Annotated in this window: 21 protein-coding genes; 13 read left to right on the top strand and 8 right to left on the bottom strand. The window is 58.8% G+C overall.

Going from position 1 to position 21,334, the window contains the following annotated elements:
• The first annotated feature begins 201 nt into the window (after positions 1-201).
• A complete protein-coding gene (locus KHA73_RS10380; RefSeq protein WP_234590709.1) occupies positions 202-1,407 on the top strand; it encodes an MFS transporter in 1,206 nt (401 codons plus the stop codon).
• An 88-nt stretch (positions 1,408-1,495) separates the two neighbouring features.
• On the opposite strand, the gene KHA73_RS10375 is transcribed toward KHA73_RS10380, so the two are convergent.
• Positions 1,496-1,633 carry a hypothetical protein gene (locus KHA73_RS10375; RefSeq protein ID WP_234590708.1) on the bottom strand — a complete coding sequence of 46 codons (138 nt, stop codon included), beginning with the start codon at positions 1,631-1,633 and terminating at the stop codon, positions 1,496-1,498.
• A 270-nt stretch (positions 1,634-1,903) separates the two neighbouring features.
• Between KHA73_RS10375 and KHA73_RS10370 the strand changes: the two genes are divergently transcribed.
• A complete protein-coding gene (locus tag KHA73_RS10370; protein ID WP_234590707.1) occupies positions 1,904-3,016 on the top strand; it encodes an AI-2E family transporter in 1,113 nt (370 codons plus the stop codon).
• Positions 3,017-3,182: 166 nt separating this feature from the next.
• Positions 3,183-3,347 (top strand): hypothetical protein, encoded by a 165-nt coding sequence (locus KHA73_RS10365; protein ID WP_234590706.1) that lies wholly within the window; start codon positions 3,183-3,185, stop codon positions 3,345-3,347.
• Here KHA73_RS10365 and KHA73_RS10360 read toward each other — a convergent pair.
• The 3 genes from KHA73_RS10360 to icd all read right to left on the bottom strand — a co-directional run bounded on the left by KHA73_RS10360 (position 3,344) and on the right by icd (position 5,646).
• Complete coding sequence (locus KHA73_RS10360) at positions 3,344-3,763, bottom strand: GNAT family N-acetyltransferase (protein WP_234590705.1); 420 nt, start codon at positions 3,761-3,763, stop codon at positions 3,344-3,346. The two genes, KHA73_RS10365 and KHA73_RS10360, sit on opposite strands and share 4 nt — an antisense overlap.
• A 40-nt stretch (positions 3,764-3,803) precedes the next feature.
• Positions 3,804-4,256, bottom strand: coding sequence for a cell envelope integrity protein TolA (tolA, locus tag KHA73_RS10355; protein ID WP_234590704.1), 453 nt, complete (start codon positions 4,254-4,256; stop codon positions 3,804-3,806).
• A 136-nt stretch (positions 4,257-4,392) separates the two neighbouring features.
• Positions 4,393-5,646 carry an NADP-dependent isocitrate dehydrogenase gene (gene icd / locus KHA73_RS10350; RefSeq protein WP_234590703.1) on the bottom strand — a complete coding sequence of 418 codons (1,254 nt, stop codon included), beginning with the start codon at positions 5,644-5,646 and terminating at the stop codon, positions 4,393-4,395.
• 132 nt (positions 5,647-5,778) lie between these two features.
• On the opposite strand from icd, the gene rluE reads away from it, so the two are divergent.
• The 4 genes from rluE (at position 5,779) to mnmA (ending at position 8,417) form a co-directional block, all read left to right on the top strand.
• Positions 5,779-6,405, top strand: a complete 627-nt coding sequence (gene rluE / locus KHA73_RS10345) for a 23S rRNA pseudouridine(2457) synthase RluE (RefSeq protein WP_234590702.1) — start codon at positions 5,779-5,781, stop codon at positions 6,403-6,405.
• Positions 6,406-6,421: 16 nt separating this feature from the next.
• A complete protein-coding gene (locus KHA73_RS10340; protein ID WP_234590701.1) occupies positions 6,422-6,760 on the top strand; it encodes a lysozyme inhibitor LprI family protein in 339 nt (112 codons plus the stop codon).
• Between the two features lie 9 nt (positions 6,761-6,769).
• Positions 6,770-7,216 (top strand): NUDIX hydrolase, encoded by a 447-nt coding sequence (locus tag KHA73_RS10335; RefSeq protein WP_234590700.1) that lies wholly within the window; start codon positions 6,770-6,772, stop codon positions 7,214-7,216.
• Between the two features lie 100 nt (positions 7,217-7,316).
• A complete protein-coding gene (gene mnmA, locus KHA73_RS10330; protein WP_234590699.1) occupies positions 7,317-8,417 on the top strand; it encodes a tRNA 2-thiouridine(34) synthase MnmA in 1,101 nt (366 codons plus the stop codon).
• Positions 8,418-8,472: 55 nt separating this feature from the next.
• On the opposite strand, the gene kup is transcribed toward mnmA, so the two are convergent.
• Complete coding sequence (gene kup / locus KHA73_RS10325) at positions 8,473-10,341, bottom strand: low affinity potassium transporter Kup (protein WP_234590698.1); 1,869 nt, start codon at positions 10,339-10,341, stop codon at positions 8,473-8,475.
• Between the two features lie 332 nt (positions 10,342-10,673).
• Here kup and hflD point away from each other — a divergent pair, with 332 nt between their 5' ends.
• The 3 genes from hflD to KHA73_RS10310 all read left to right on the top strand — a co-directional run bounded on the left by hflD (position 10,674) and on the right by KHA73_RS10310 (position 14,134).
• The gene (gene hflD, locus KHA73_RS10320; RefSeq protein WP_234590697.1) at positions 10,674-11,300 is read left to right on the top strand and encodes a high frequency lysogenization protein HflD; all 627 of its coding nucleotides are present in this window, start codon (positions 10,674-10,676) and stop codon (positions 11,298-11,300) included.
• A 22-nt stretch (positions 11,301-11,322) separates the two neighbouring features.
• Positions 11,323-12,693: an adenylosuccinate lyase gene (gene purB, locus KHA73_RS10315; RefSeq protein WP_234590696.1), complete on the top strand. Its 1,371-nt coding sequence runs from the start codon at positions 11,323-11,325 to the stop codon at positions 12,691-12,693.
• A 124-nt stretch (positions 12,694-12,817) separates the two neighbouring features.
• Complete coding sequence (locus tag KHA73_RS10310; protein ID WP_234584928.1) at positions 12,818-14,134, top strand: IS4 family transposase; 1,317 nt, start codon at positions 12,818-12,820, stop codon at positions 14,132-14,134.
• A 29-nt stretch (positions 14,135-14,163) separates the two neighbouring features.
• Here KHA73_RS10310 and KHA73_RS10305 read toward each other — a convergent pair whose 3' ends face one another.
• The 3 genes from KHA73_RS10305 to pdxR form a co-directional block, all read right to left on the bottom strand.
• Complete coding sequence (locus KHA73_RS10305; protein ID WP_234590695.1) at positions 14,164-14,865, bottom strand: GNAT family N-acetyltransferase; 702 nt, start codon at positions 14,863-14,865, stop codon at positions 14,164-14,166.
• Positions 14,866-14,886: 21 nt separating this feature from the next.
• Positions 14,887-15,339 (bottom strand): GNAT family N-acetyltransferase, encoded by a 453-nt coding sequence (locus KHA73_RS10300; RefSeq protein WP_234590693.1) that lies wholly within the window; start codon positions 15,337-15,339, stop codon positions 14,887-14,889.
• A 116-nt stretch (positions 15,340-15,455) separates the two neighbouring features.
• Positions 15,456-16,961, bottom strand: coding sequence for a MocR-like pyridoxine biosynthesis transcription factor PdxR (gene pdxR / locus KHA73_RS10295; RefSeq protein ID WP_234590692.1), 1,506 nt, complete (start codon positions 16,959-16,961; stop codon positions 15,456-15,458).
• A gap of 366 nt (positions 16,962-17,327) precedes the next feature.
• On the opposite strand from pdxR, the gene phoP reads away from it, so the two are divergent.
• The 3 genes from phoP to KHA73_RS10280 all read left to right on the top strand — a co-directional run bounded on the left by phoP (position 17,328) and on the right by KHA73_RS10280 (position 20,792).
• Positions 17,328-17,999 carry a two-component system response regulator PhoP gene (gene phoP, locus KHA73_RS10290; RefSeq protein ID WP_020826469.1) on the top strand — a complete coding sequence of 224 codons (672 nt, stop codon included), beginning with the start codon at positions 17,328-17,330 and terminating at the stop codon, positions 17,997-17,999.
• A 5-nt stretch (positions 18,000-18,004) separates the two neighbouring features.
• Positions 18,005-19,462, top strand: a complete 1,458-nt coding sequence (gene phoQ, locus KHA73_RS10285; protein WP_234590690.1) for a two-component system sensor histidine kinase PhoQ — start codon at positions 18,005-18,007, stop codon at positions 19,460-19,462.
• A gap of 208 nt (positions 19,463-19,670) precedes the next feature.
• Complete coding sequence (locus KHA73_RS10280; protein WP_234590688.1) at positions 19,671-20,792, top strand: ribosomal protein uL16 3-hydroxylase; 1,122 nt, start codon at positions 19,671-19,673, stop codon at positions 20,790-20,792.
• Positions 20,793-21,334 lie beyond the last annotated feature (542 nt).

Here is a 21,334-nt window from a genome sequence, read left to right as displayed (position 1 = left end):
CATTTCTCCTTTTAGGCCAACAGTTTTATCTGACCAGACGCGCATCTTCAATGATCGGGATCGGCCGCGCACCGTCTCTAACGCCTCCGCTAGCGAAAAAGCCCGAAATGTGCGCTTTCGCAACGATGCAGAGCAATAATTGAACTGCCGAAACCAACGCGCCAGCGCATAGTCGGGCCTTTACCGCCCCTGGAGATTTTTATGTCAGCCATCAAACCCGCAGCCCTGGAGGCTGCCCCCAGCGCCCCCGCCACCCAATGGATTGCGGTCGCCAACGTCTTGCTTGCCGGCATTTCAGCCGCGCTGCACGTCGGCAAAGCGACCATCGCCCTGCCGGAGCTGCAGCGCGAATTCGGCCGCTCTTTGGAGTCACTGAGTTGGGTTATTTCGGCCTTCCCGTTTATCGGCGTGTTCGGCGGCATTGCCGCCGGCCTGCTGGTACGCCGCTGGGGCGACCGGCGCCTGCTGCTGCTCGGCCTGCTGGTCATCAGCGTTGCCAGCTTCGCCGGCGCCGCGCTGCACGATTTCGCCGGGCTGATCGCCACGCGCTTTATCGAGGGAATTGGCTTTGTGATCGTGGTTGTCGCTTCACCCGCGGTGCTCAACCGGCTGGTTGAACCGCAACAGCGCAATCTGGTGTTCGGTATCTGGAGCACCTTCATGCCGGCAGGCATCGCACTGTCGTTATTTTTCGGCCCGCACCTCGGCAGTTGGCAGCAGAGTTGGTTCGCCGGCGGCGCGTTGACGCTGTTGAGCGCGCTGCTGCTGCCACTCACTACCCGCAACCCAGCGGCCTTTTCGTCTGCCGTTCCTCTGCAGCTGCGCCGCGCGCTGACCGATCTGCTGCGCGCACGACAGCCGCTGCTGCTGGCGCTGATCTTTACTGCCTATAATCTGCAGTTCTTTGCGGTGATGTCTTTCCTGCCGATATTCCTGATGCAGCGCGTCGGGCTTTCGCTCGCGGCGGCGGGCAGCGTCAGTGCGGTGATAGTGGCGGCGAATATCATCGGCAACCTTAGCGCCGGCCTGCTGCTGTCGCGCGGCATCCCCGCCCGTTCGTTGCTGGCCGCCACCAGCCTGATGATGGGGCTGTCCGGGGTGGGCATTTTCCTTAGCGCCACGCCGGTCGCGCTGCTGATCCCGCTGTGCTTCCTGTTTTGCGCCATCAGCGGCATGCTGCCCGCGACCCTGCTGGCGGCCACGCCGGCCGCCACGCCGGAACCCAGCCTGGTCCCGCTGAGCCTGGGGCTGGTAATGCAGGGCAACTATCTTGGGCAGGTCATCGGCCCACTGGTGCTGAGCGCCATCGTCGCCTATGCCGGTTGGACCGCCCCCGCCGGGCTGCTGTTGGCCGCCGCCGCATTGGCCACGACGTTGGCGCTCCTTTTAAAAACCGGCCGGCGATAGGCTGCGCCCCTGACTCAGGCTTTACGGATCCAGCCTCAGCCGCGAGCTGGCGCCGGATCCGTACCGCATGCAGGTATGGAAATTACGCTTATCTGGACGGATACGGCCAGTGGTGATCCAGGCCCGATAACGACAATGCGCCGGTTGCCGCCAGATAAAGCACCAATCCGGCAAAAGCGATCAACGCCATCTTCTCAATTACCCTAATCCGCTTGTGTTCAGCCATCTGCCTTTCCCTTCAGTTTGTAGTGAAATGTGATCCACTTCAAACTTAGGCAACGCATCGCCCATCATCAAGCGCGCTTCACAAAATGAAACAAAATCAATAAATTTTATTAATCATTGACTGCCTTTCCCCTCTTTGCCTGCCCTCCCGGCCCGGGCGAAAGCCAGGGTTCGGCACGCTAAAAATCCGCTACCGGTTAAACGGCGGTAATGATAGGGTTGTTTTCAGTCAGCGCCCATGGCTGGCGAATTTATCATTTGAGGGATGAGTATGATGTCTAAAGGTATTTCGAAGGGATTTTTTATTCTGATCCTTTTTATCGTGACCGCCGCTTTTCTGGACGTGTTGGGGCCCTACTACTCCTCGGTGCTGTGGGCCATCATTCTGGCGGTGATTTTCCACCCGTTGAAGAAAAAGCTTAAACAATACTTCGGTGAAAAAAATGGGCTGGTGTCGCTGCTGACGGTTGGCGTTATCTGCCTGATAGTATTTACGCCGTTGGCGATCATCGCCTCTTCACTGGCGATGGAGTTCAACGTCATCTACACCAAGCTGCAGAATAACGATACGCAGCTGCCGACGATGCTGGCCGACTTTATGCGCCATCTGCCCGGCTGGGCGCAGCATTTCCTGGCCGAACATAAGCTCGACAACGCGGCTGATATCCAGAAACAGCTTTCCGAGGTGGCGTTGAAAGGCGGGCAATACCTGGCCGGCAGCGTATTCCTGATCGGCAAGGGCACCTTCAACTTCGCCGTCGGCTTTGGCGTAATGCTCTACCTGCTGTTCTTCCTGCTGAAAGATGGGCCATACCTGGTCAACCTGGCGCTAGAGGCCCTGCCGCTGTCCGAACACGTGAAACACCACCTGTTCGTGAAATTCGCCGCCGTTTCCCGCGCCACGGTCAAAGGCACCGTGGTGGTGGCGCTGGTGCAGGGCGCGCTCGGCGGCCTGGCGTTTTACATTACCGGCATCGACGGCAGCCTGCTGTGGGGCGCATTGATGGCCTTCCTGTCGATCATTCCCGCCGTGGGTTCGGCGATTATCTGGGTGCCGGCCGCCATCTATTTCTTCGCCACCGGCATGCTGTGGAAAGGCCTGTTCCTGGTGGGCTTCTTCGTGGTGATTATCGGGCTGGTGGATAACATCCTGCGCCCGCTGTTGGTCGGCAAAGACACCAAAATGCCGGACTACCTGATCCTGATCTCCACCCTGGGCGGCATGGAAATCTACGGCATCAACGGCTTTGTCATTGGCCCGCTGATCGCCGCGCTGTTCATCGCCTGCTGGAATATCCTGTCCGGCCGCGACAGCAAGGAAACCACCGACGAGATCGACGAAGAGTTTATCGAGGAAGGAAAAAATCATCCCGACGCCAGCTAACCCGGGTTGAACCTTTGATTGCAGGGGGCCAAATCTGGCCCCCTGGCTTTTGCGGCCTCGCCCAACGGTGCTATGCTGGGCCGATATTGCTACACGCACATGGAAGACCTTTTTTCGTCATTATTATCTTATAGCCACCCTGGCAATCGCCTTCACCCTGCTCTGTTTGCTGACCTTTATCTATTGCGCCTATCGGCTGTCGAGAGACGGCGACGTTAAATTCAAAGCCTCCCTCATGGTGCTGGTGAGCGCGCTGCTGGCGTTTTACTGCGCCTATGGCTATGTCAGCACCGTTTTGCAGCAGCAGGAAGTGAAAGTTCGGCTTTATTAACGTGGCCGGATGAAAAACACCAACTCCGGATCGTTTTCATCAAGATTTTCGATATAACCGCTCTCAATGAAACCGGCGTCCAGCAATAGTTTTCGCATCGCCAAATTAGAGCGATTGGTTGAGGTAAACAGCTTGGCCTGCGGGCAAAGGAGCGCCAACTCGGCGACCAGCCCGGCGCCTATCCCCTGGCGCCTGCAGCCCTCGGCCACCATCAGCATTTCAATAAACCCGCAACCGAAGAAATGGTCGTTCAGCACGCCATAGGCCATTACCTGCCCTTCACTTTCGACCAGGTAGCAAGCGCCCGAAGCGCACCATGCCTGGATTTGAGCACGGCGAAGCGCATCGTCGGATGCGACGCTGTCAATGGCGGTCAAAGCCGCGATATCTGCCTCTGTGGCGGCGCGAACCCTCATTTCAGACTCCGGTATTTTTTATATAGCCGCAACCATTCTGTTATTTAGCCCCTACTGGGCGAATCTCCAACAGGCTACTTTTAAAGGCATTATAAACAGCGGGCGTCGGGGGCTTGGGAAGCCGGGCATGGGTAATCGCCTGCACAGCGGCGCGGCAAAGAGCCGGATCCCCCTCTCGAGCCTGTACACCTAACAATAGCCCGTCAGGAGCCAGCGTAATTTTCAGGGCGCAACGTTTACCGGCATAAGCATCGGCATCTTTTAAATGGTTTTCAATAGCGGATCGCAGCTGAGCTGCGTAATCATTCTCTTCAGTGCCGGGAGCGGGAACCGTTTTGCCTTCGAGAGAAGCAAAAAGATCGTCGGCCTCTTGGTTCATCGGATCGGCTTTACTGGTGGAAGCGGCTTTGGCCCCTCCCGTTAACGTCAGCGCAGCAACGATCAACCACCATGGGGAGACGCCGGTTTTACATCCTAAATAGGTTACTTTCATATCCCTTTCCTTATGGATTATTCCCAGTAAGCAAATCAACTAAAATGGCGAGCCAAAGAACGCTCACGCCGATATATGATATTGAATAAAAAAAGGGAGCCCTAAGGCTCCCGTTCTCATTCAAACGCTCACACCATTACATGTGTTTAACAATAGCGTCGCCAAACTCTGAACATTTCAGCAGCTTGGCGCCATCCATCAGGCGTTCGAAGTCATAGGTCACGGTCTTGGCGGCGATGGCGCCTTCCATGCCCTTAACGATCAGGTCAGCCGCTTCGAACCAGCCCATGTGGCGCAGCATCATCTCTGCGGACAGGATGATCGAGCCTGGGTTCACTTTGTCCTGGCCGGCGTACTTCGGCGCGGTGCCGTGGGTTGCTTCGAACAGCGCGCAGTCGGAACCGATGTTGGCGCCCGGCGCGATGCCGATGCCGCCAACCTGGGCCGCCAGGGCGTCGGAGATGTAGTCGCCGTTCAGGTTCATACAGGCGATCACGTCGTATTCCGCCGGGCGCAGCAGGATTTGCTGCAGGAAGGCGTCGGCGATCACGTCTTTAACCACGATCTCTTTACCGGTGTTCGGGTTCTTGATCTTCAGCCATGGGCCGCCGTCGATCGGCTCGCCGCCGAACTCTTCGCGCGCCAGCTCATAGCCCCAATCCTTGAAGGCACCTTCGGTGAACTTCATGATGTTGCCTTTGTGAACCAGGGTTACGGAGTCGCGGTCGTTAGTGATGGCGTATTCGATCGCCGCACGCACCAGACGCTTGGTCCCTTCTTCGGAGCATGGCTTAACGCCGATACCGCACTGCTCTGGGAAGCGGATTTTCTTCACGCCCATTTCGTCGCGCAGGAATTTGATTACCTTGTCTGCTTCCGCAGAACCGGCTTTCCACTCGATGCCGGCGTAGATGTCTTCGGCGTTTTCGCGGAAGATCACCATGTCGGTCAGCTCTGGCTGTTTAACCGGGCTTGGGGTGCCCTGGTAATAACGCACCGGGCGCAGACACACATACAGGTCCAGCTGCTGGCGCAGGGCCACGTTCAGGGAGCGGATACCGCCGCCGACCGGGGTAGTCAGCGGGCCTTTGATGGCGACGCGGTAGTCACGGATCAGATCCAAAGTTTCGTCCGGCAGCCATACGTCTTTACCGTATACGTGCGTGGATTTTTCGCCGGTATAGATTTCCATCCAGGAGATTTTACGTTCGCCGTGGTAGGCCTTTTTCACAGCCGCATCAACCACGTGAATCATAGCAGGGGTAACGTCGACGCCAATGCCGTCGCCTTCGATAAACGGAATGATCGGGTTATTCGGAACAACCAGTTTACCCTGGGCATCAACCGTAATCTTTTTACCTTCTGCCGGAACAACTACTTTGCTTTCCATCAACCTCTCCTTCAAGCGCAATTTTTGTTAATGCTTTGTAAGATGCGTGTAGATACTACTTGAATATTCGCTCCGCGCCAATCCGAAACGGATTCGGTTATAATGCGCCTATCATCCGTAATCTCAACCGTTATGAAAAAATTCCCTGTTACAAATCACAAAGTTAAACGATTCAGCAAGCCCGCCGCCGCCAAAGCGCCTGCAGCCAAGGGGCCGCGCCGGGTGGTGTTATTCAACAAACCTTTCGACGTGCTGCCGCAGTTTACCGATGAAGCCGGCCGCGCCACGCTGAAAGCGTTCATTCCCTTTACCGACGTTTACGCCGCAGGGCGTCTGGACCGCGACAGCGAAGGGCTGCTGGTGCTGACCAACGACGGCAAGCTGCAGGCGCAGCTCACCCAGCCGGGCAAACGCACCGGCAAGGTGTACTTCGTGCAGGTGGAAGGCGCGCCGCAGGAAAGCGATCTGGCGCCACTGCGCAGCGGCGTCACGCTGAAAGACGGCCCCACCTTGCCCGCCGGGGTGGAGCTGGTGGCCGAGCCGCAGTGGCTGTGGCCGCGCAACCCGCCAATTCGCGAGCGCAAATCCATCCCCACCGCCTGGCTGAAGATCACCCTGTTCGAAGGGCGAAATCGCCAGGTGCGTCGCATGACTGCGCATATCGGGTTCCCTACCCTGCGCCTGATTCGCTACAGTATGGGTAATCTTTCATTGGGTGAACTGCAACCCGGTGAATGGAAAACCCTTGATTCCCTGTAGTCTGCAAGGAGCCGTCATGAAAAAAGCATTAACCGCGCTAGTATTTACCGGCCTGCTGTCGGCCTCTGCGGCGCAGGCCGCCAGCTTCGACTGCGCCAAAGCGGTCAACGCCGATGAAAAAGCGGTTTGCGCCAGCCGTTCGCTGAGCGACAAGGACGTGGAAATGGTCACCAAATACCAATTCCTGCGCGGCCTGTTCGCCATGGGCGCCCGCGGCGCGATGCAGGATCGCCAGCAAAGCTGGCTGGAGCAGCGCAAGCTGTGCGGCAGCGACGCCAATTGCCTGTCGCAGAGCTACAAAACCCGCATTGCCGAGCTGGATGACATCTACCAACGCATCGACAAACCGCTGTAAGGGGCCGCTATGTTCAAACCGCACGTCACCGTCGCCTGCGTGGTGCACGCCGCCGGCAAATTCCTGATCGTCGAAGAGACCATCAATAACAAAGCCCTGTGGAACCAGCCGGCCGGCCACCTTGAGGCCGACGAAACGCTGGTGCAGGCCGCCGAGCGCGAGCTGTGGGAAGAGACCGGCATCCGCGCCGCGCCGCAGTCGTTCCTGCGGCTGCACCAGTGGATCGCGCCGGACCGCACGCCCTTCCTGCGCTTTTGCTTCGCGATCGAACTGGCACAACCGTTGCCGACCGAGCCGCACGACAGCGACATCGACCGTTGCCTGTGGCTGAGCGCCGAAGAGATTTTGCAGGCGCCCAACCTGCGTTCCGGGCTGGTGGCGGAAAGTATCCGCAGCTATCAGCAGCCGGAGCGCTACCCGCTGTCGCTGGTCGGCAGCTATGCCTGGCCGTTCTGAACCTCAGCACAATAAGAGCAGTGCGCGGGCTGGCCCAACGTGATAAAATCCTGCGCTTGTTTTTATCAGCACGGTTCGTGTTCAAGCTCGTGAGAATCCCATGTCAGACAACAGCCAGAAAAAAGTAATCGTCGGAATGTCCGGCGGCGTCGACTCCTCCGTTACTGCCTATCTGTTACAGCAACAGGGCTATCAGGTCGCTGGGCTGTTTATGAAGAACTGGGAAGAAGACGACGACGAAGAATACTGCTCCGCCGCGACCGATCTGGCCGACGCGCAGGCGGTATGCGACAAGCTGGGTATCGAACTGCATACGGTGAACTTCGCGGCGGAATACTGGGACAACGTGTTTGAGCTGTTCCTTGAAGAGTATAAGGCCGGCCGCACGCCGAACCCGGACATCCTGTGCAATAAAGAAATCAAATTCAAAGCCTTCCTGGAATTCGCCGCAGAAGACCTGGGGGCGGACTTTATCGCCACCGGCCACTACGTGCGCCGCCAGGACGTAGACGGCAAAAGCCGCCTGCTGCGCGGCGTCGACGGCAATAAAGACCAGAGCTACTTCCTGTACACCCTGGGGCACGAGCAGGTAGCGCAAAGCCTGTTCCCGGTCGGCGAGCTGGAAAAACCGGAGGTGCGCCGCATCGCCGAACAGCTGGAGCTGGTCACCGCCAAGAAGAAAGACTCCACCGGCATCTGCTTTATCGGCGAACGCAAGTTCCGCGACTTCCTCGGCCGCTACCTGCCGGCACAGCCTGGCCCGATCGTCAGCGTCGACGGCCAGACCCTCGGCGAGCATCAGGGGCTGATGTATCACACCCTGGGCCAGCGCAAGGGGCTGGGCATCGGCGGCATGAAAGACAGCAGCGAAGATCCGTGGTACGTGGTGGATAAAGACGTGGCCAACAACGTGCTGGTGGTGGCGCAGGGGCACGACCATCCGCGCCTGATGTCGGTCGGCCTGATTGCGCAGCAGCTGCACTGGGTTGACCGTCTGCCGCTCGGCGGGCCGTTCCGCTGCACGGTGAAGACCCGTTATCGCCAGCAGGACATCCCCTGCACCGTTACGCCGATCGACGACCAACGCATCGAAGTGCGTTTCGACGAACCGGTCGCCGCGGTGACGCCGGGCCAGTCCGCGGTATTCTATCAGGGTGAAATCTGCCTCGGCGGCGGCATTATCGAGCAGCGTCTGCAGTAATCGCCCCATCTCAGGCTGAAGGCGCGGCAGTTCATCACTGCAGCGCCTTTTTTATTCAGAACTCGACCTGCGCGCCCAGCTCAATCACCCGATTGGGCGGGATCTCAAACAGATCCGGCGCGCGCAGCGCATTGCGCTGCAGCAGCTGAAACACCTTGCCGCGAATGCGCAGATACCAGGGCCGTTTGCCCAATACCAGCGTATCGCGCGACATGAAGAACGAGGTTTCATTCATGGTGAAGCTCATCCCCTCCAGCCCGCAGCGGTAAAGGATATCCGTGACGTTGGGCGTCTCGCGCCAGCCGTAGTTGGCCACCACCCGCCAGAAGCTCGACGACAGCCGCTCGATGGTCACCCGCTGCACGTTGTGCACATAGGGCATGTCGAGGGTGGTGATGGTCAACAGCACTATCCGTTCATGCAATACCTTGTTGTGCTTCAGGTTATGCAGCAACACCAACGGCACCGCATGAGGCGTGCGCTCCATAAATACCGCCGTGCCGGGCACCCGCTTCGGCGGCGCTTTCTCCAGCGATTCAATCAGCGCGGTCAGGCCTTCCTGGTCGTCGCGCAGCCGGCGGATCAGGCGCGAACGCTCGGTCTTCCAGGTGAGCATGACCAGCAAAATCGCCAACCCCAGCGCCACCGGCAGCCAGCCGCCGGACAGCAGCTTAATCAAATTGGCGCTGAACAGCGGAATGTCGATCGCCATCATCACCAGCAGCATCGCCAGGCCCCAGTAGCGCGGCCAGCCCCAGTTTTTCACCGCGACGATACTCAGCAGGACAGAAGACAGCAGCATGGTGCCGGTCACGACAATCCCGTAGGCCGAGGCCAGGTTGCTGGAGTGTTTAAAGCTGATAATCACGATCAGCACGGCGGCGAACAGCAGCCAGTTGACCACCGGAATATAAATCTGCCCGGACTCCTGATCGGAGGTATAGATAATGCGCATCGGCGGCAGGTATCCCAGGCGCACCGCCTGCCGCGTGATGGAAAATACGCCGGAGATCACCGCCTGCGACGCGATCACCGTCGCCAGCGTGGCGATCACCAACAGCGGGATCAACGCCCAGCCCGGCGCCAACAGGAAGAACGGGTTATTGATCGCCGCCGGATTGACCAGCAGCAGCGCCCCCTGGCCAAAATAGTTCAGCACCAGCGACGGCGCCACCAGGGTAAACCAGGCGAGGCGTATCGGTTTTTTGCCGAAGTGCCCCATATCGGCGTACAGCGCCTCGGCGCCGGTCACCGACAGCACCACCATGCCGAGCGCAAAAAACGACACCCCCTTGTATTCCATAAAGAAATTCAGCGCCCAATAGGGGTTGAGCGCCTGCAACACTTGCGGGTGCCGCAGAATGCCGCCGATGCCCAACAGCGCCAGCGTCACAAACCAAACAACCATCGCCGGCGCGAACAGTTTGCCGACGCTGCCGGTACCGCGTTTTTGGATCGCGAACAGCGCGGCCAGCACCAACAGCGACAGCGGGATGATAAAGCGGTCCAGCTCAGGCGCGATAATCTGCAGCCCTTCAATGGCCGAGATCACCGAAATGGCCGGGGTGATCACCCCGTCGCCATAGAAAAAGCTGGCGCCCACCAGGCCGATAAATATCGCCGCCGGCAGCCAGCGCGAGTCCAGCCGCCGCACCGCCAGCGACATCAGCGTGAGAATGCCGCCTTCACCGCCGCTGTCGGCGCGCATCACGAAACAAATGTATTTGACTGAAACCACCAACGTCAGCAGCCAGAAAATCAGCGACAAAAAGCCGTAAATCGACGCGGGCGTCATGGTGATGCCTTCTTCCGCGGTCAAACACTCGCGCAGGGTATACAGCGGGCTGGTGCCGATGTCGCCATACACCACGCCGATAGCCGCCAGCGTCACCGCCGGCAGCGGCTGCTTGTTTTTTACATGCATAGAGAAGTCTTTATTTGAGGGCTCACGTTGGCAGTATAGATGCCGCCGGGAAACTTTATTCATTGCCGCAACAATAAGTTCACCCTCCCACTCCGGCGATTTTCGCTGCATGTTTGCGCAGTTCTGCGCCACACGGCGAATCCGCCCCGCCGCGGGTGTATTAGACGCTGGGTTTAGCCCCGATTTTGTGGCATGATCTGTAACATTCGTTGTCGTCGTTGTCACTGCCACGCCCGATCGTCGCCGATCCGCGGCCGCCGCCGTTACCCTTTCGATACACACAACTTTACGCAGTAAGCCATGTACCGTTAACAGCGTTTACAGGAGCAATCTTGGCGAAGAATTATTATGACATCACGCTGGCGATGGCTGGGATCAGCCAGGCGGCGCGACTGGTCCAGCAGTTGGCGCACGAAGGGCAATGCGACCGCGAGGCCCTTCATACCTCGTTGAACAGCCTGCTGCAAATGGACCCGCCCTCCACGCTGGCGGTGTTCGGCGGTGAAGAGAACAAGCTGAAGGTCGGCCTCGAGACGCTGCTGGGCGTGCTCAACGCCAACAATAAAGGGCCGGGCGCCGAACTGACCCGTTACACCATCAGCCTGATGGTGCTGGAGCGCAAGCTCAACGCCAACAAGCAGGCGATGAATACGCTTGCCGAACGCCTCGGCCAGCTTGAGCGCCAGCTGGCGCATTTCGATCTCGAGTCAGACACCATCATCAGCGCGCTGGCCGGCATTTATGTCGACGTGGTCAGCCCGCTCGGGCCGCGCATTCAGGTGACCGGCTCGCCGGCTATCCTGCAGAATCCGCAGGTGCAGGCCAAGGTGCGCGCCACCCTGCTGGCGGGCATCCGCGCCGCGGTGCTGTGGCAACAGGTCGGCGGCAGCCGCCTGCAGTTAATGTTTTCCCGTAATCGTCTGCTCAAGCAGGCGCAAAATATCGTTGCTCATTGTTAATAGATCCCAGGAGTTGCTACCGATGGAATTATCCTCACTGACCGCCGTCTCACCCGTTGATGGACGCTACGGTGATAAAGTCAGCGCACTGCGCACCATTTTCAGCGAATACGGTCTGCTGAAATTCCGCGTGCAGGTTGAAGTACGTTGGCTGCAAAAACTGGCCGCCTGCGCAGAAATCAAGGAAGTTCCCGCTTTTGACGCCGACGCAAACGCTTTCCTCGACAAAATCGTCGCGGAATTCAGCGAAGAAGACGCGCAACGCATCAAGACCATCGAGCGCACCACCAACCACGACGTAAAAGCGGTTGAGTATTTCCTGAAGGAAAAAGTGGCGGCGATCCCTGCCCTGCACGCGGTGTCCGAATTCATTCACTTCGCCTGCACCTCGGAAGACATCAACAACCTGTCGCACGCGCTGATGCTGCAAACCGCACGTCAGGACGTGGTGCTGCCTTACTGGCGCAAAATCATCGACGCCATCAAGGGCCTGGCGCTGGAATATCGCGACATCCCGCTGCTGTCGCGCACCCACGGCCAGCCGGCCACCCCGTCTACCGTCGGCAAAGAGTTCGCCAACGTGGCCTACCGTATGGAGCGCCAGTTCCGCCAACTGGAACGCGTGGAGATCATGGGTAAAATCAACGGCGCGGTCGGCAACTACAACGCCCACATCGTCGCTTACCCGGAAGTGGACTGGCATCAGTTCAGCGAAACCTTCGTCACTTCGCTGGGCATCACCTGGAACCCGTACACCACTCAAATTGAACCGCACGACTACATCGCCGAATTGTTCGACTGCGTGGCGCGTTTCAATACCATCCTGATCGACTTCGACCGCGATATTTGGGGCTACATCGCCCTGAACCACTTCAAGCAGAAGACCATCGCCGGTGAGATCGGTTCGTCCACCATGCCGCACAAGGTCAACCCGATCGACTTCGAAAACTCCGAAGGCAACCTGGGCCTGGCCAACGCGGTGCTGGGCCACCTGGCCGGCAAACTGCCGGTTTCCCGCTGGCAGCGCGACCTGACCGACTCCACCGTGCTGCGCAACCTGGGCGTCGGCCTGGGCTACGCGCTGATCGCCTATCAGGCGACCATGAAAGGCATCGGCAAGCTGGAAGTGAACCAGGCGCACCTGCTGGACGAGCTGGATCACAACTGGGAAGTGCTGGCCGAGCCGATCCAGACCGTGATGCGCCGCTACGGCATCGAGAAGCCGTACGAGAAGCTGAAAGAGCTGACCCGCGGCAAGCGCGTGGATGCCGCCGGCATGCAGGCGTTTATCGATGGCCTTGAACTGCCGGAAGAAGAGAAAACCCGTCTGAAGGCGATGACGCCGGCGAATTACATCGGCCGCGCCGCCACCATGGTAGACGAGTTGAAATAAGCCTTCTCTGCCCGATAAAAAGGCGGCCTGCGGGCTAACACCGATCGGTTAAGCAAAATGATCGGTTGAACGATCCGGTGGGTAGACGACAATAGCCTCATCAATTCTCTGATGGGGCTTTTTTATGCTTTCAACCTGGCTTGACGATACCCAGACCTGGGCTGAACCCGTTTCACTTTCCTGTTTTCAGCGTGCCATTCCCCTTGAGTGGATTTCTCAGGTCCTTGATTCCACGAATAAAGCCAGTATCCGTAAACGTAAACTCCCCGCAGAACTCGTGGTCTGGCTGATTGTGGGCATGGGCCTGTACCGCGACCGCTCCATCACGGACGTTGTGACAAAACTCGACCTCGTCCTGAGTTCGCAGGAAGGTGAGACTCTCGCTGCCAGCTCCATTGCCCAGGCACGCCAGCGGTTGAGCGATGAACCGCTTCGGGAGCTCTTCACCCTGACGGCCAGCCACTGGACTCAACAGGAAGATAAGGATGACCTCTGGCACGGACTGCGGCTGTTCGCCGTTGATGGCACCCTTTTTCGCACACCCGATACGCCCGAACTTGCAGACCATTTTGAGTACATAAAGCATCGTCCGGACAGACACACTGAGTACCCGATGGTCAGGCTGTGCGCCATGATGTCGCTGCGCAGCCGGTTGATCCATGACGTGAAATTCGGGCCGGCAAATACCGGCGAAGTCAGTTACGCGAAGCAATTATCGCCGCAGGCGAAAAGCCTGACGCTGTTTGACCGCTGCTATTTATCCGCAGAGTTACTGATTAACTGGCAACGCAGACAGAACGATGCGCACTGGCTGGTTCCCCTGAAGGGAAACACGAAATACCGTGTAGTGGAAACGTTCGGAGAAGGAGACCATCTGGTGGAGATGCAGGTCTCACCGCAGGCCCGAAAACAGGACAGCTCGCTGCCTGAATACTGGCAGGCCCGGCTAATAGAATGTGAAGATGAATCAGGCCATTACAAAGGTTTTATCAGCTCTTTGAGCGAGCCGGAGCTGTATCCGGCAGACTCGCTGCGTTATGTGTATCAGGAGCGGTGGAGCATAGAAAATGGCTACGGAGAGCTGAAACAGTTCCAGCTGAGCACAGCGACGTTGCTGCGCAGCCAGAAAGTGAGCGGGATTTACCAGGAAATCTGGGGTCTGTTGACGGCCTATAATCTGGTCAGAATGGAGATGAGTCAGATAGCACGGGAAGCAAAAGTGCCGCCACTGCGGATAAGCTTCGTGATGGCGATGAGACTGATCCAGGATGAACTCATCTGGTGTTCACTGAGTAAACCAGGGACGATCCCGACGAAGCTGAAGAAAATGCGGGAGAATGTGAAGCAATTTATCCTGCCAGAAAAGAGAAAACGGCCCAAAAAGAGGACCGTTCGAATCTCAAAAACCCAGTATCCCGTTCACTCAAAACATCTTAAGTGAACGGTGTTAGCCTGCGGGCCGCCTTTTTGTTAGTTTCTCAACGCCTGCAGCCGCCGTTTCTGCCGCCCTTGCGCGTCGAAGTTATCCGCCCTTAGCCAACGTTCGAAGGCCGCGCCGATTGCCGGCCAGCGATCCTGGGTTATGGCGAACCAGTCGGTGTCGCGGCTGCGCCCCTTGGCTATCGCCGCATAGCGGAAACGGCCCTCGTAGTTGAAGCCAAAGCGCAGCGCGGCCTGCCTGGAGGGTGCATTGTGGCTATCGCATTTCCATTCGCAGCGGCGATAGCCCAGCTCATCGAAGGCATGGCGCAACATCAACGCAATGGCTTCGGTGGCGCTCGAACGCCGCTTCATCGCCGGCGACCAGCTGACGTGCCCAATCTCCAGCACCCCATTGGCCTCGTCGATGCGCATAAAGGCCACCGTACCCACGGGTTCACCGCTGGCGCCGTCGAAGACCGTCAGGTTTACCAGCGCGCCATTGGCCTGCAGATTGTTCAGGTGTTGCAGCATCTGGGCCGGGTTATCCGGCCGTTCGATCGACAGATAGGTCCAGTCGCGTCCATCCGGCGCCTGCCGGAAAGCGGCGAATAGCGCCGCATGATGCCGCTGCGGATCGAGCGGCTCCAGGCGGCAGAAGCGGCCGTTAAGCGTAACGCTGCCCGGGCGGCGCGCCGGCTGCCAATCCGGCAGGGGTTCACCCACCGGCTGGCCGAATTGATTAAACGTCATAGCCTGCTCCGGTGAGTAGGGTTAACGGGTATAAACGATAAACGAACTTCTTCTGCCTATCTTGTCGTACAGCGACCGCGCCGGCGCGTTGTATTCCTGCGTCATCCAGTACACCCGGTCGCTGCCGCGCGTTTCAGCCAACCGGTAGGCCTGCTCGAATAATTTTTCAGACACTTTTTTGCCCCGCGCCAGCGGCGATACGTAGAGATCTTCGATGTAGCAGTAGCCAGACGCACTCCAGGTGGACGGATGGAAAACCAGGTTCATCAGCCCCAGCAGTTGGCCATCCGGCCCTTCCGCCACCAGGCCATACACCTGCTGGTCGTTGCCCAGCCGTTCAAAGGTCAGCTCGCTCACCTGCGGCGCGATGTCCGCACGGTAAAAATGCAGATATCCCTGCCACAGCGCCAACCATTGGGGCTTATCGTCGGCGGTAATTCTGCGAATGGTTACTTCGGTATTTGATGGGAACATGGCGCCTCGCGGGTAGTAAGATATTATTTCCATTAGGGAAATAACCGATACCTGCAGCATACACCGGCGCCGGGCGCTGGTGTACAGACCAATCAGCCAGGGTGAGCAGACCAATTTTAACCGGCCGGCAAGGCGCTGAAAATGCGCGCCAGCTTGCTGACGAATTGCACGATTTCATCCGGCGTATAGGCGGAAAACCCCAGCACCAGCGCCCCCTGTTGCGGCAGGTCGGTGTAAAAGTCCGCCAGCCCGTAGACCTTTATCTGCTGCGCTGCAGCCGCCTGCACCAGCCGCCGCTCCGTTGCCGCGTCCGCCAGCGGGCACACCAGCTGCAACCCGCCCTGCGGCAATACCGGCTGCGTCCATTCACCGAGATGTTGATGCACTGCGGCATGCAAAATGGCCAGCCGGGCCTGATAAAGCGCACGCATGTTCCTGAGATGCTCGGCGTAAAAACCGCCGTGCAGGAAGCTGAACAGCGTCATTTGCGCCAGTGCGGAGGTGTAGCCGTCCTGAAACTGTTTGGCGGCGACCAGCGGTTTGATTAGCGGCGGCGGGGCAATCATAAAACCCAGGCGCAGGCCCGGGAACAGCGTTTTACTGAAGGTGCCGATATACAGCGTGCGCCGGCCGTTATCCAGCCCCTGCAACGCGGCCTTGGTCTGGCGGTCGTAGTTGAATTCGGCGTCGTAGTCGTCTTCGATGATCCAGGCCCTTTCGCGCTGCGCCCAGTCCAGCAGCCGCAGCCGGCGTTCGAGGCTGAGCGAATGCCCCAGCGGATAGTGGTGCGAAGGCGTGATGTAAACGCCCCGCCCGCCGCCGGGCGCGTTGATCAGCCGCTCCACCTCCAGGCCGGCGCTATCGACGGCGATCGGCCGGGCGATCACGCCCGCCGACTGCACCAGCTTTTTGGCGCCCTGGTAGCCCGGCTCCTCGACGAAAACCGTCTCGCCGGGATTGAACAGCACCTGGGTGCACAGCGACAGCGCCTGCTGTGAGCTGGTTACCACGATCACCTGTTCCGCCGTCGCTGTTACCCCGCGCTCCCGCTGCAAATAGCCGGCGATTTCGCTTCTCAGCTCCGGCAGCCCCTGCGCCGCAACATAGCCGAGCATCCGTTCGCCATGCTGCCTGACCGCCTGCTTTTCCAGCTGCAGCCAGCTGTCGATGGGGAATACCCGCAGATCGGGCAGCGAGGGAGTGAGTGAAAGGCTGCGATCGATATGCGGCGCGTGGCTCACGGTCAGCAGAGCCCGCCCGTGCTCGCTCAGCTCCCGCTCCGTCAGCAATGCCTCGGTTGCGCCGCCCGCCGCCAGCAGCTCGCGGCCGATCAACGGATTGGGCTGATAGCAGATAAAGCTGCCGCGGCCAACCGCACGCGCGATATAGCCCTCGGCCTCCAGGCGCGCATAGGTTTGTTCAACGGTATCGCGCGACACCCCAAGCCGCAGCGCCAGCCCGCGGCTGGGCGGCAGCCTGGCCAAGCAGGGCAGCGCACCCGCCGCCACCAGCTGCCTGAGCGCCTGATGCAACGCGCCCTTCAGCGTCATGCCACGCTGCACATGTGCGGTAAATTCACGCTGTATCGCCTGCTCGGCGTCGGCGGATTTGCTGTTGTTCATGGGATCCTGCGGTGGAGTGCGGTGCCGCTATGGTACCTTATTTCACGCCGGCGCCCACCGGCAAGCCGTCACGTCGCCTGTCATATGCCACCGGCCGAGGCCAATAGCGTTTATGTTTCGTTTAGCTTTGCCCCGCCGTTGTTTATTCAGCGTTTACCAGCCATTGCCGATAATAAGTGCGAACACAAATTGATAGCGCTTATTTTCCGGTTCCCTTGCGGCCCGAGCGGGTTATACCTACCATAACGTCAGCATTGATTTTGAATGATAAGGTGGCCGCGCGTTATCCCTCGGCACGCCGGAAAGCGTGTTACCTTTATAGCGTGGGTGACAGGATGTTCACCCGCATAGCCACAGGAGTCCGCCATGCGAGTACTGGTTGTTGAAGATAATGGGTTGCTGCGCCACCACCTTTCCGTTCAAATGCGCGAAATGGGCCATCAGGTTGATGCCGCAGAAGACGCCAAGGAAGCCGATTACTTCCTGCAAGAGCACGCGCCGGATATCGCGATTGTCGATCTCGGCCTGCCGGGCGAAGACGGCCTGAGCCTGATCCGCCGCTGGCGCGCGCACCAGATGAAGCTGCCGATCCTGGTGCTGACCGCACGCGAAAGCTGGCAGGACAAAGTGGCGGTGCTGGAAGCCGGCGCCGACGACTATGTCACCAAACCGTTCCATCTGGAAGAAGTGATCGCCCGCATGCAGGCGCTGATGCGCCGCAACAGCGGCCTGGCCTCGCAGGTTATCGTGCTGCCGCCGTTCCAGATAGACCTGTCGCGCCGCGAACTGAGCGTGAACGAGCAACAGATTAAATTGACCGCCTTTGAATACACCATTATCGAGACGCTGATCCGCAACGCCGGCAAAGTGGTCAGCAAAGATTCTCTGATGCTGCAGCTGTATCCGGACGCCGAGCTGCGCGAAAGCCACACTATCGACGTGTTGATGGGGCGCCTGCGTAAAAAACTGCAGGCGGAATATCCGCAGGAAGTGATCACCACGGTGCGCGGGCAGGGTTATCGTTTTGACGCGAAATGAACGCCATGTTCAACAAGGATAAAAAGCCGTTTTCGCTGCGCGCCCGCTTCCTGATGGCGACCGCCGGGGTGATCCTGGCGTTGTCGCTGTCTTATGGCCTGGTGGCGGTGGTGGGCTATATCGTCAGCTTCGATAAAACCGCGTTCCGCCTGCTGCGCGGTGAAAGCAATCTCTTCTTTAGCCTGGCGCAGTGGAAAGACAACCGCCTCACCATCGCCATTCCCCCCGATATCGATCTCAATTTCCCTACCCTGGTGTTCATCTACGACGATAAAGGCAATCTGTTGTGGAGCCAGCGCAAGGTGCCGGAGCTGGAGAAGCTGATCAACAAGGAGTGGCTCGAAGAGTCCGGCTTCTACGAGATCGACACCGACACCCGCATCAGTAGCGAAGTGCTGGGCAACAACCCCAAGGCCCAGGACCAGTTGAAAGACTATGACGACACCGATCAAAATGCGCTGACCCACTCGGTGGCGGTCAACACCTATGCCGCTACGGCGCGCCTGCCGGCGCTGACCATCGTGGTGGTCGACACCATTCCGCAGGAGCTGCAGCGCTCGGACGTCGTATGGGAATGGTTCAGCTATGTGTTGTTGGCCAACCTGCTGCTGGTGGTGCCGCTGCTGTGGCTGGCGGCCTATTGGAGCCTGCGGCCGATCAAGGCGCTGGTCAATCAGGTCGGCGAATTGGAAAACGGCGAGCGAGAACAGCTGGACGAAAATCCCCCCAGCGAGCTGCGCGGGCTGGTGCGTAACCTGAATATTTTGGTGCGCAATGAACGCCAGCGCTACACCAAGTACCGCACCACGCTTTCGGACCTCACCCACAGCCTGAAAACGCCGCTGGCGGTATTGCAGACCACCCTGCGTTCGCTGCGTTCCGGCAAGCAGACCACCATCGAAGAGGCCGAGCCAATCATGCTGGATCAGATCGGCCGCATCTCGCAACAGATCGGTTATTACCTGCACCGGGCCAGCATCAACTCGGGGCAAACGGTGCTGACGCGCGAGATCCACTCGGTGCCCGCGCTGCTCGACGGCCTGACGGTGGCGCTGAACAAGGTTTATCAGCGCAAAGGCGTGGTGATGACGTTGGACATCTCGCCGGAAGTGACCTTTATGGGCGAGAAGAACGACTTTATGGAAGTGATGGGCAACGTGTTGGAAAACGCCTGCAAATACTGCCTGGAGTTCGTGGAAATCACTTCGCTGCACTCCGATAAATACCTGACCATCGTCATCGACGACGACGGCCCTGGCATCCCGGAAAGCAAGCGTGCGCTGATCTTCCAGCGCGGCCAACGCGTCGATACGCTGCGCCCCGGCCAGGGCCTTGGGCTATCGGTGGCGGCGGAAATCATCGAGCAGTACGACGGCCAGATCACCATCAGCGACAGCCCGCTCGGCGGCGCGCGCATGCAGGTGACCTTCGCCCGCCAACACGACCCCCATCACAACGAGTGAATTCTGTCGTTCAGGCCCCGATCCACGGGGCCAAACCTCAGCTATATACTCTACATGATTCGAATTGCATTGCGGCGGCAAGCGAGCAAGCCCGATGAGCCTGCTGAAGTCAGTGATTCGGCTGAGCAAACGTAGCCAACAAAGATGCAGTTTGAAGCATGACGAGTATAATCGCACTCAGGCTCACTCCTCTCTCCTGGAATAGAACATGGATTATCAATTAGATCTGGACTGGAACGATTTTTTGCAACGCTATTGGCAAAAGCGTCCGGTGATTCTGAAGCGCGGCTTCAAAAACTTTATCGATCCGATCTCCCCGGATGAGCTGGCCGGGCTGGCGATGGAAAACGAAGTGGACAGCCGCCTGGTCAGCCACCAGGACGGCCGCTGGCAGGTTGCGCACGGCCCCTTCGAGAGCTTTGACCACCTTGGCGAAAATAACTGGTCGCTGCTGGTGCAGGCGGTGGATCACTGGCATGAGCCTTCCAGCGCGCTGATGCGCCCGTTCCGGCAACTGCCGGACTGGCGGATGGACGACCTGATGATCTCCTTCTCGGTGCCGGGCGGCGGCGTTGGCCCGCACCTGGACCAGTACGACGTCTTTATTATTCAGGGCACCGGCCGCCGTCGCTGGCGCGTGGGCGAAAAGCTGCCGATGAAGCAGCACAGCCCGCATCCGGACCTGCTGCAGGTGGAACCCTTCGACGCCATCATCGACGAAGAAATGGAACCGGGCGATATCCTGTATATCCCGCCGGGCTTCCCGCACGAAGGCTACGCGCTGGAAAACGCGCTGAACTACTCGGTGGGCTTCCGCGCGCCGAACGGCCGCGAGCTGGTGAGTGGCTTCGCCGACTACGTGCTGGCGCGCGAGCTGGGCAGCAAGCGCTACAGCGACCCGGACATCAAGCTGCGCGAGCATCCGGCCGAAGTGCTGCCGCAAGAGGTCGACGCCCTGCGCCAGATGATGTTGGATCTGGTGCAGCAGCCGCAGCACTTCCAGCACTGGTTCGGCGAGTTTATCTCCCAGTCGCGCCACGAGCTGGACGTCGCGCCGCCGGAACCGCCATACCAGGCCGGTGAAATTTACGAGCTGCTGCAGCAAGGCGAAGCGCTACAGCGCCTTGGCGGCCTGCGCGTGCTGCGCGTCGGCGACCAGTGCTTCGTCAACGGCGAACTGATCGACACCGAACATCTGCAGGCCGCAGACGCGCTGTGCCAGCACTTCAGCGTCGACGCCGCCCTGCTGGGCGACGCGGTGGACGATCCCTCGTTCCTGGCGCTGCTCACCGCGCTGGTCAACAGCGGCTACTGGTACTTTAACGACTAAGTTGCCGGGGCTATAGCCTTTGTTGAACATGCATAACGGCCCGCTAATGCGGGCCGTTTTTTTAGGGTGGGCAAAAAGCTGGCAACGCCTCTACAGCGCAGCAATACGTTTCTACCAAGACAGCAATTTATCCACAAAAAGAATGCGCCTATGATTTTTTATTATTCAACCAGCTGTCCCCCACTTGCTGTCCTTCGCCGCTCACTTTACCCGGAGTATATCTCGGACTGCGCACCATCACATAGATAGCTTCAACCCCGGTTTCCAGTGCATCCGCCGGGAAGGTGGTGACCACGATGCTGTCCGCCTGCCTGGCGCCGGACCTTGAAGGGCAGCCGAGTAACCGTTATTAAATTAGCTCTTCACTTCCTTATCATCGTTACGAAAAAGAAAATGCCCAATAGACTCACGTCTATTGGACACAAGTGTTATTTTCAATAAAAAAATGGATAACTATTTTTACTACTCGTTAAACCCATACTCAGATAAAATTAAATTTATTAAGAACAGCCACTACTTCTTTCTTTAACTCCACTCTGTCC

Source organism: Serratia entomophila, assembly GCF_021462285.1.
In the GTDB taxonomy this organism is placed as follows: Bacteria; Pseudomonadota; Gammaproteobacteria; order Enterobacterales; family Enterobacteriaceae; genus Serratia; species Serratia entomophila.
This window is presented reverse-complemented; position numbering and strand designations above follow the sequence as displayed.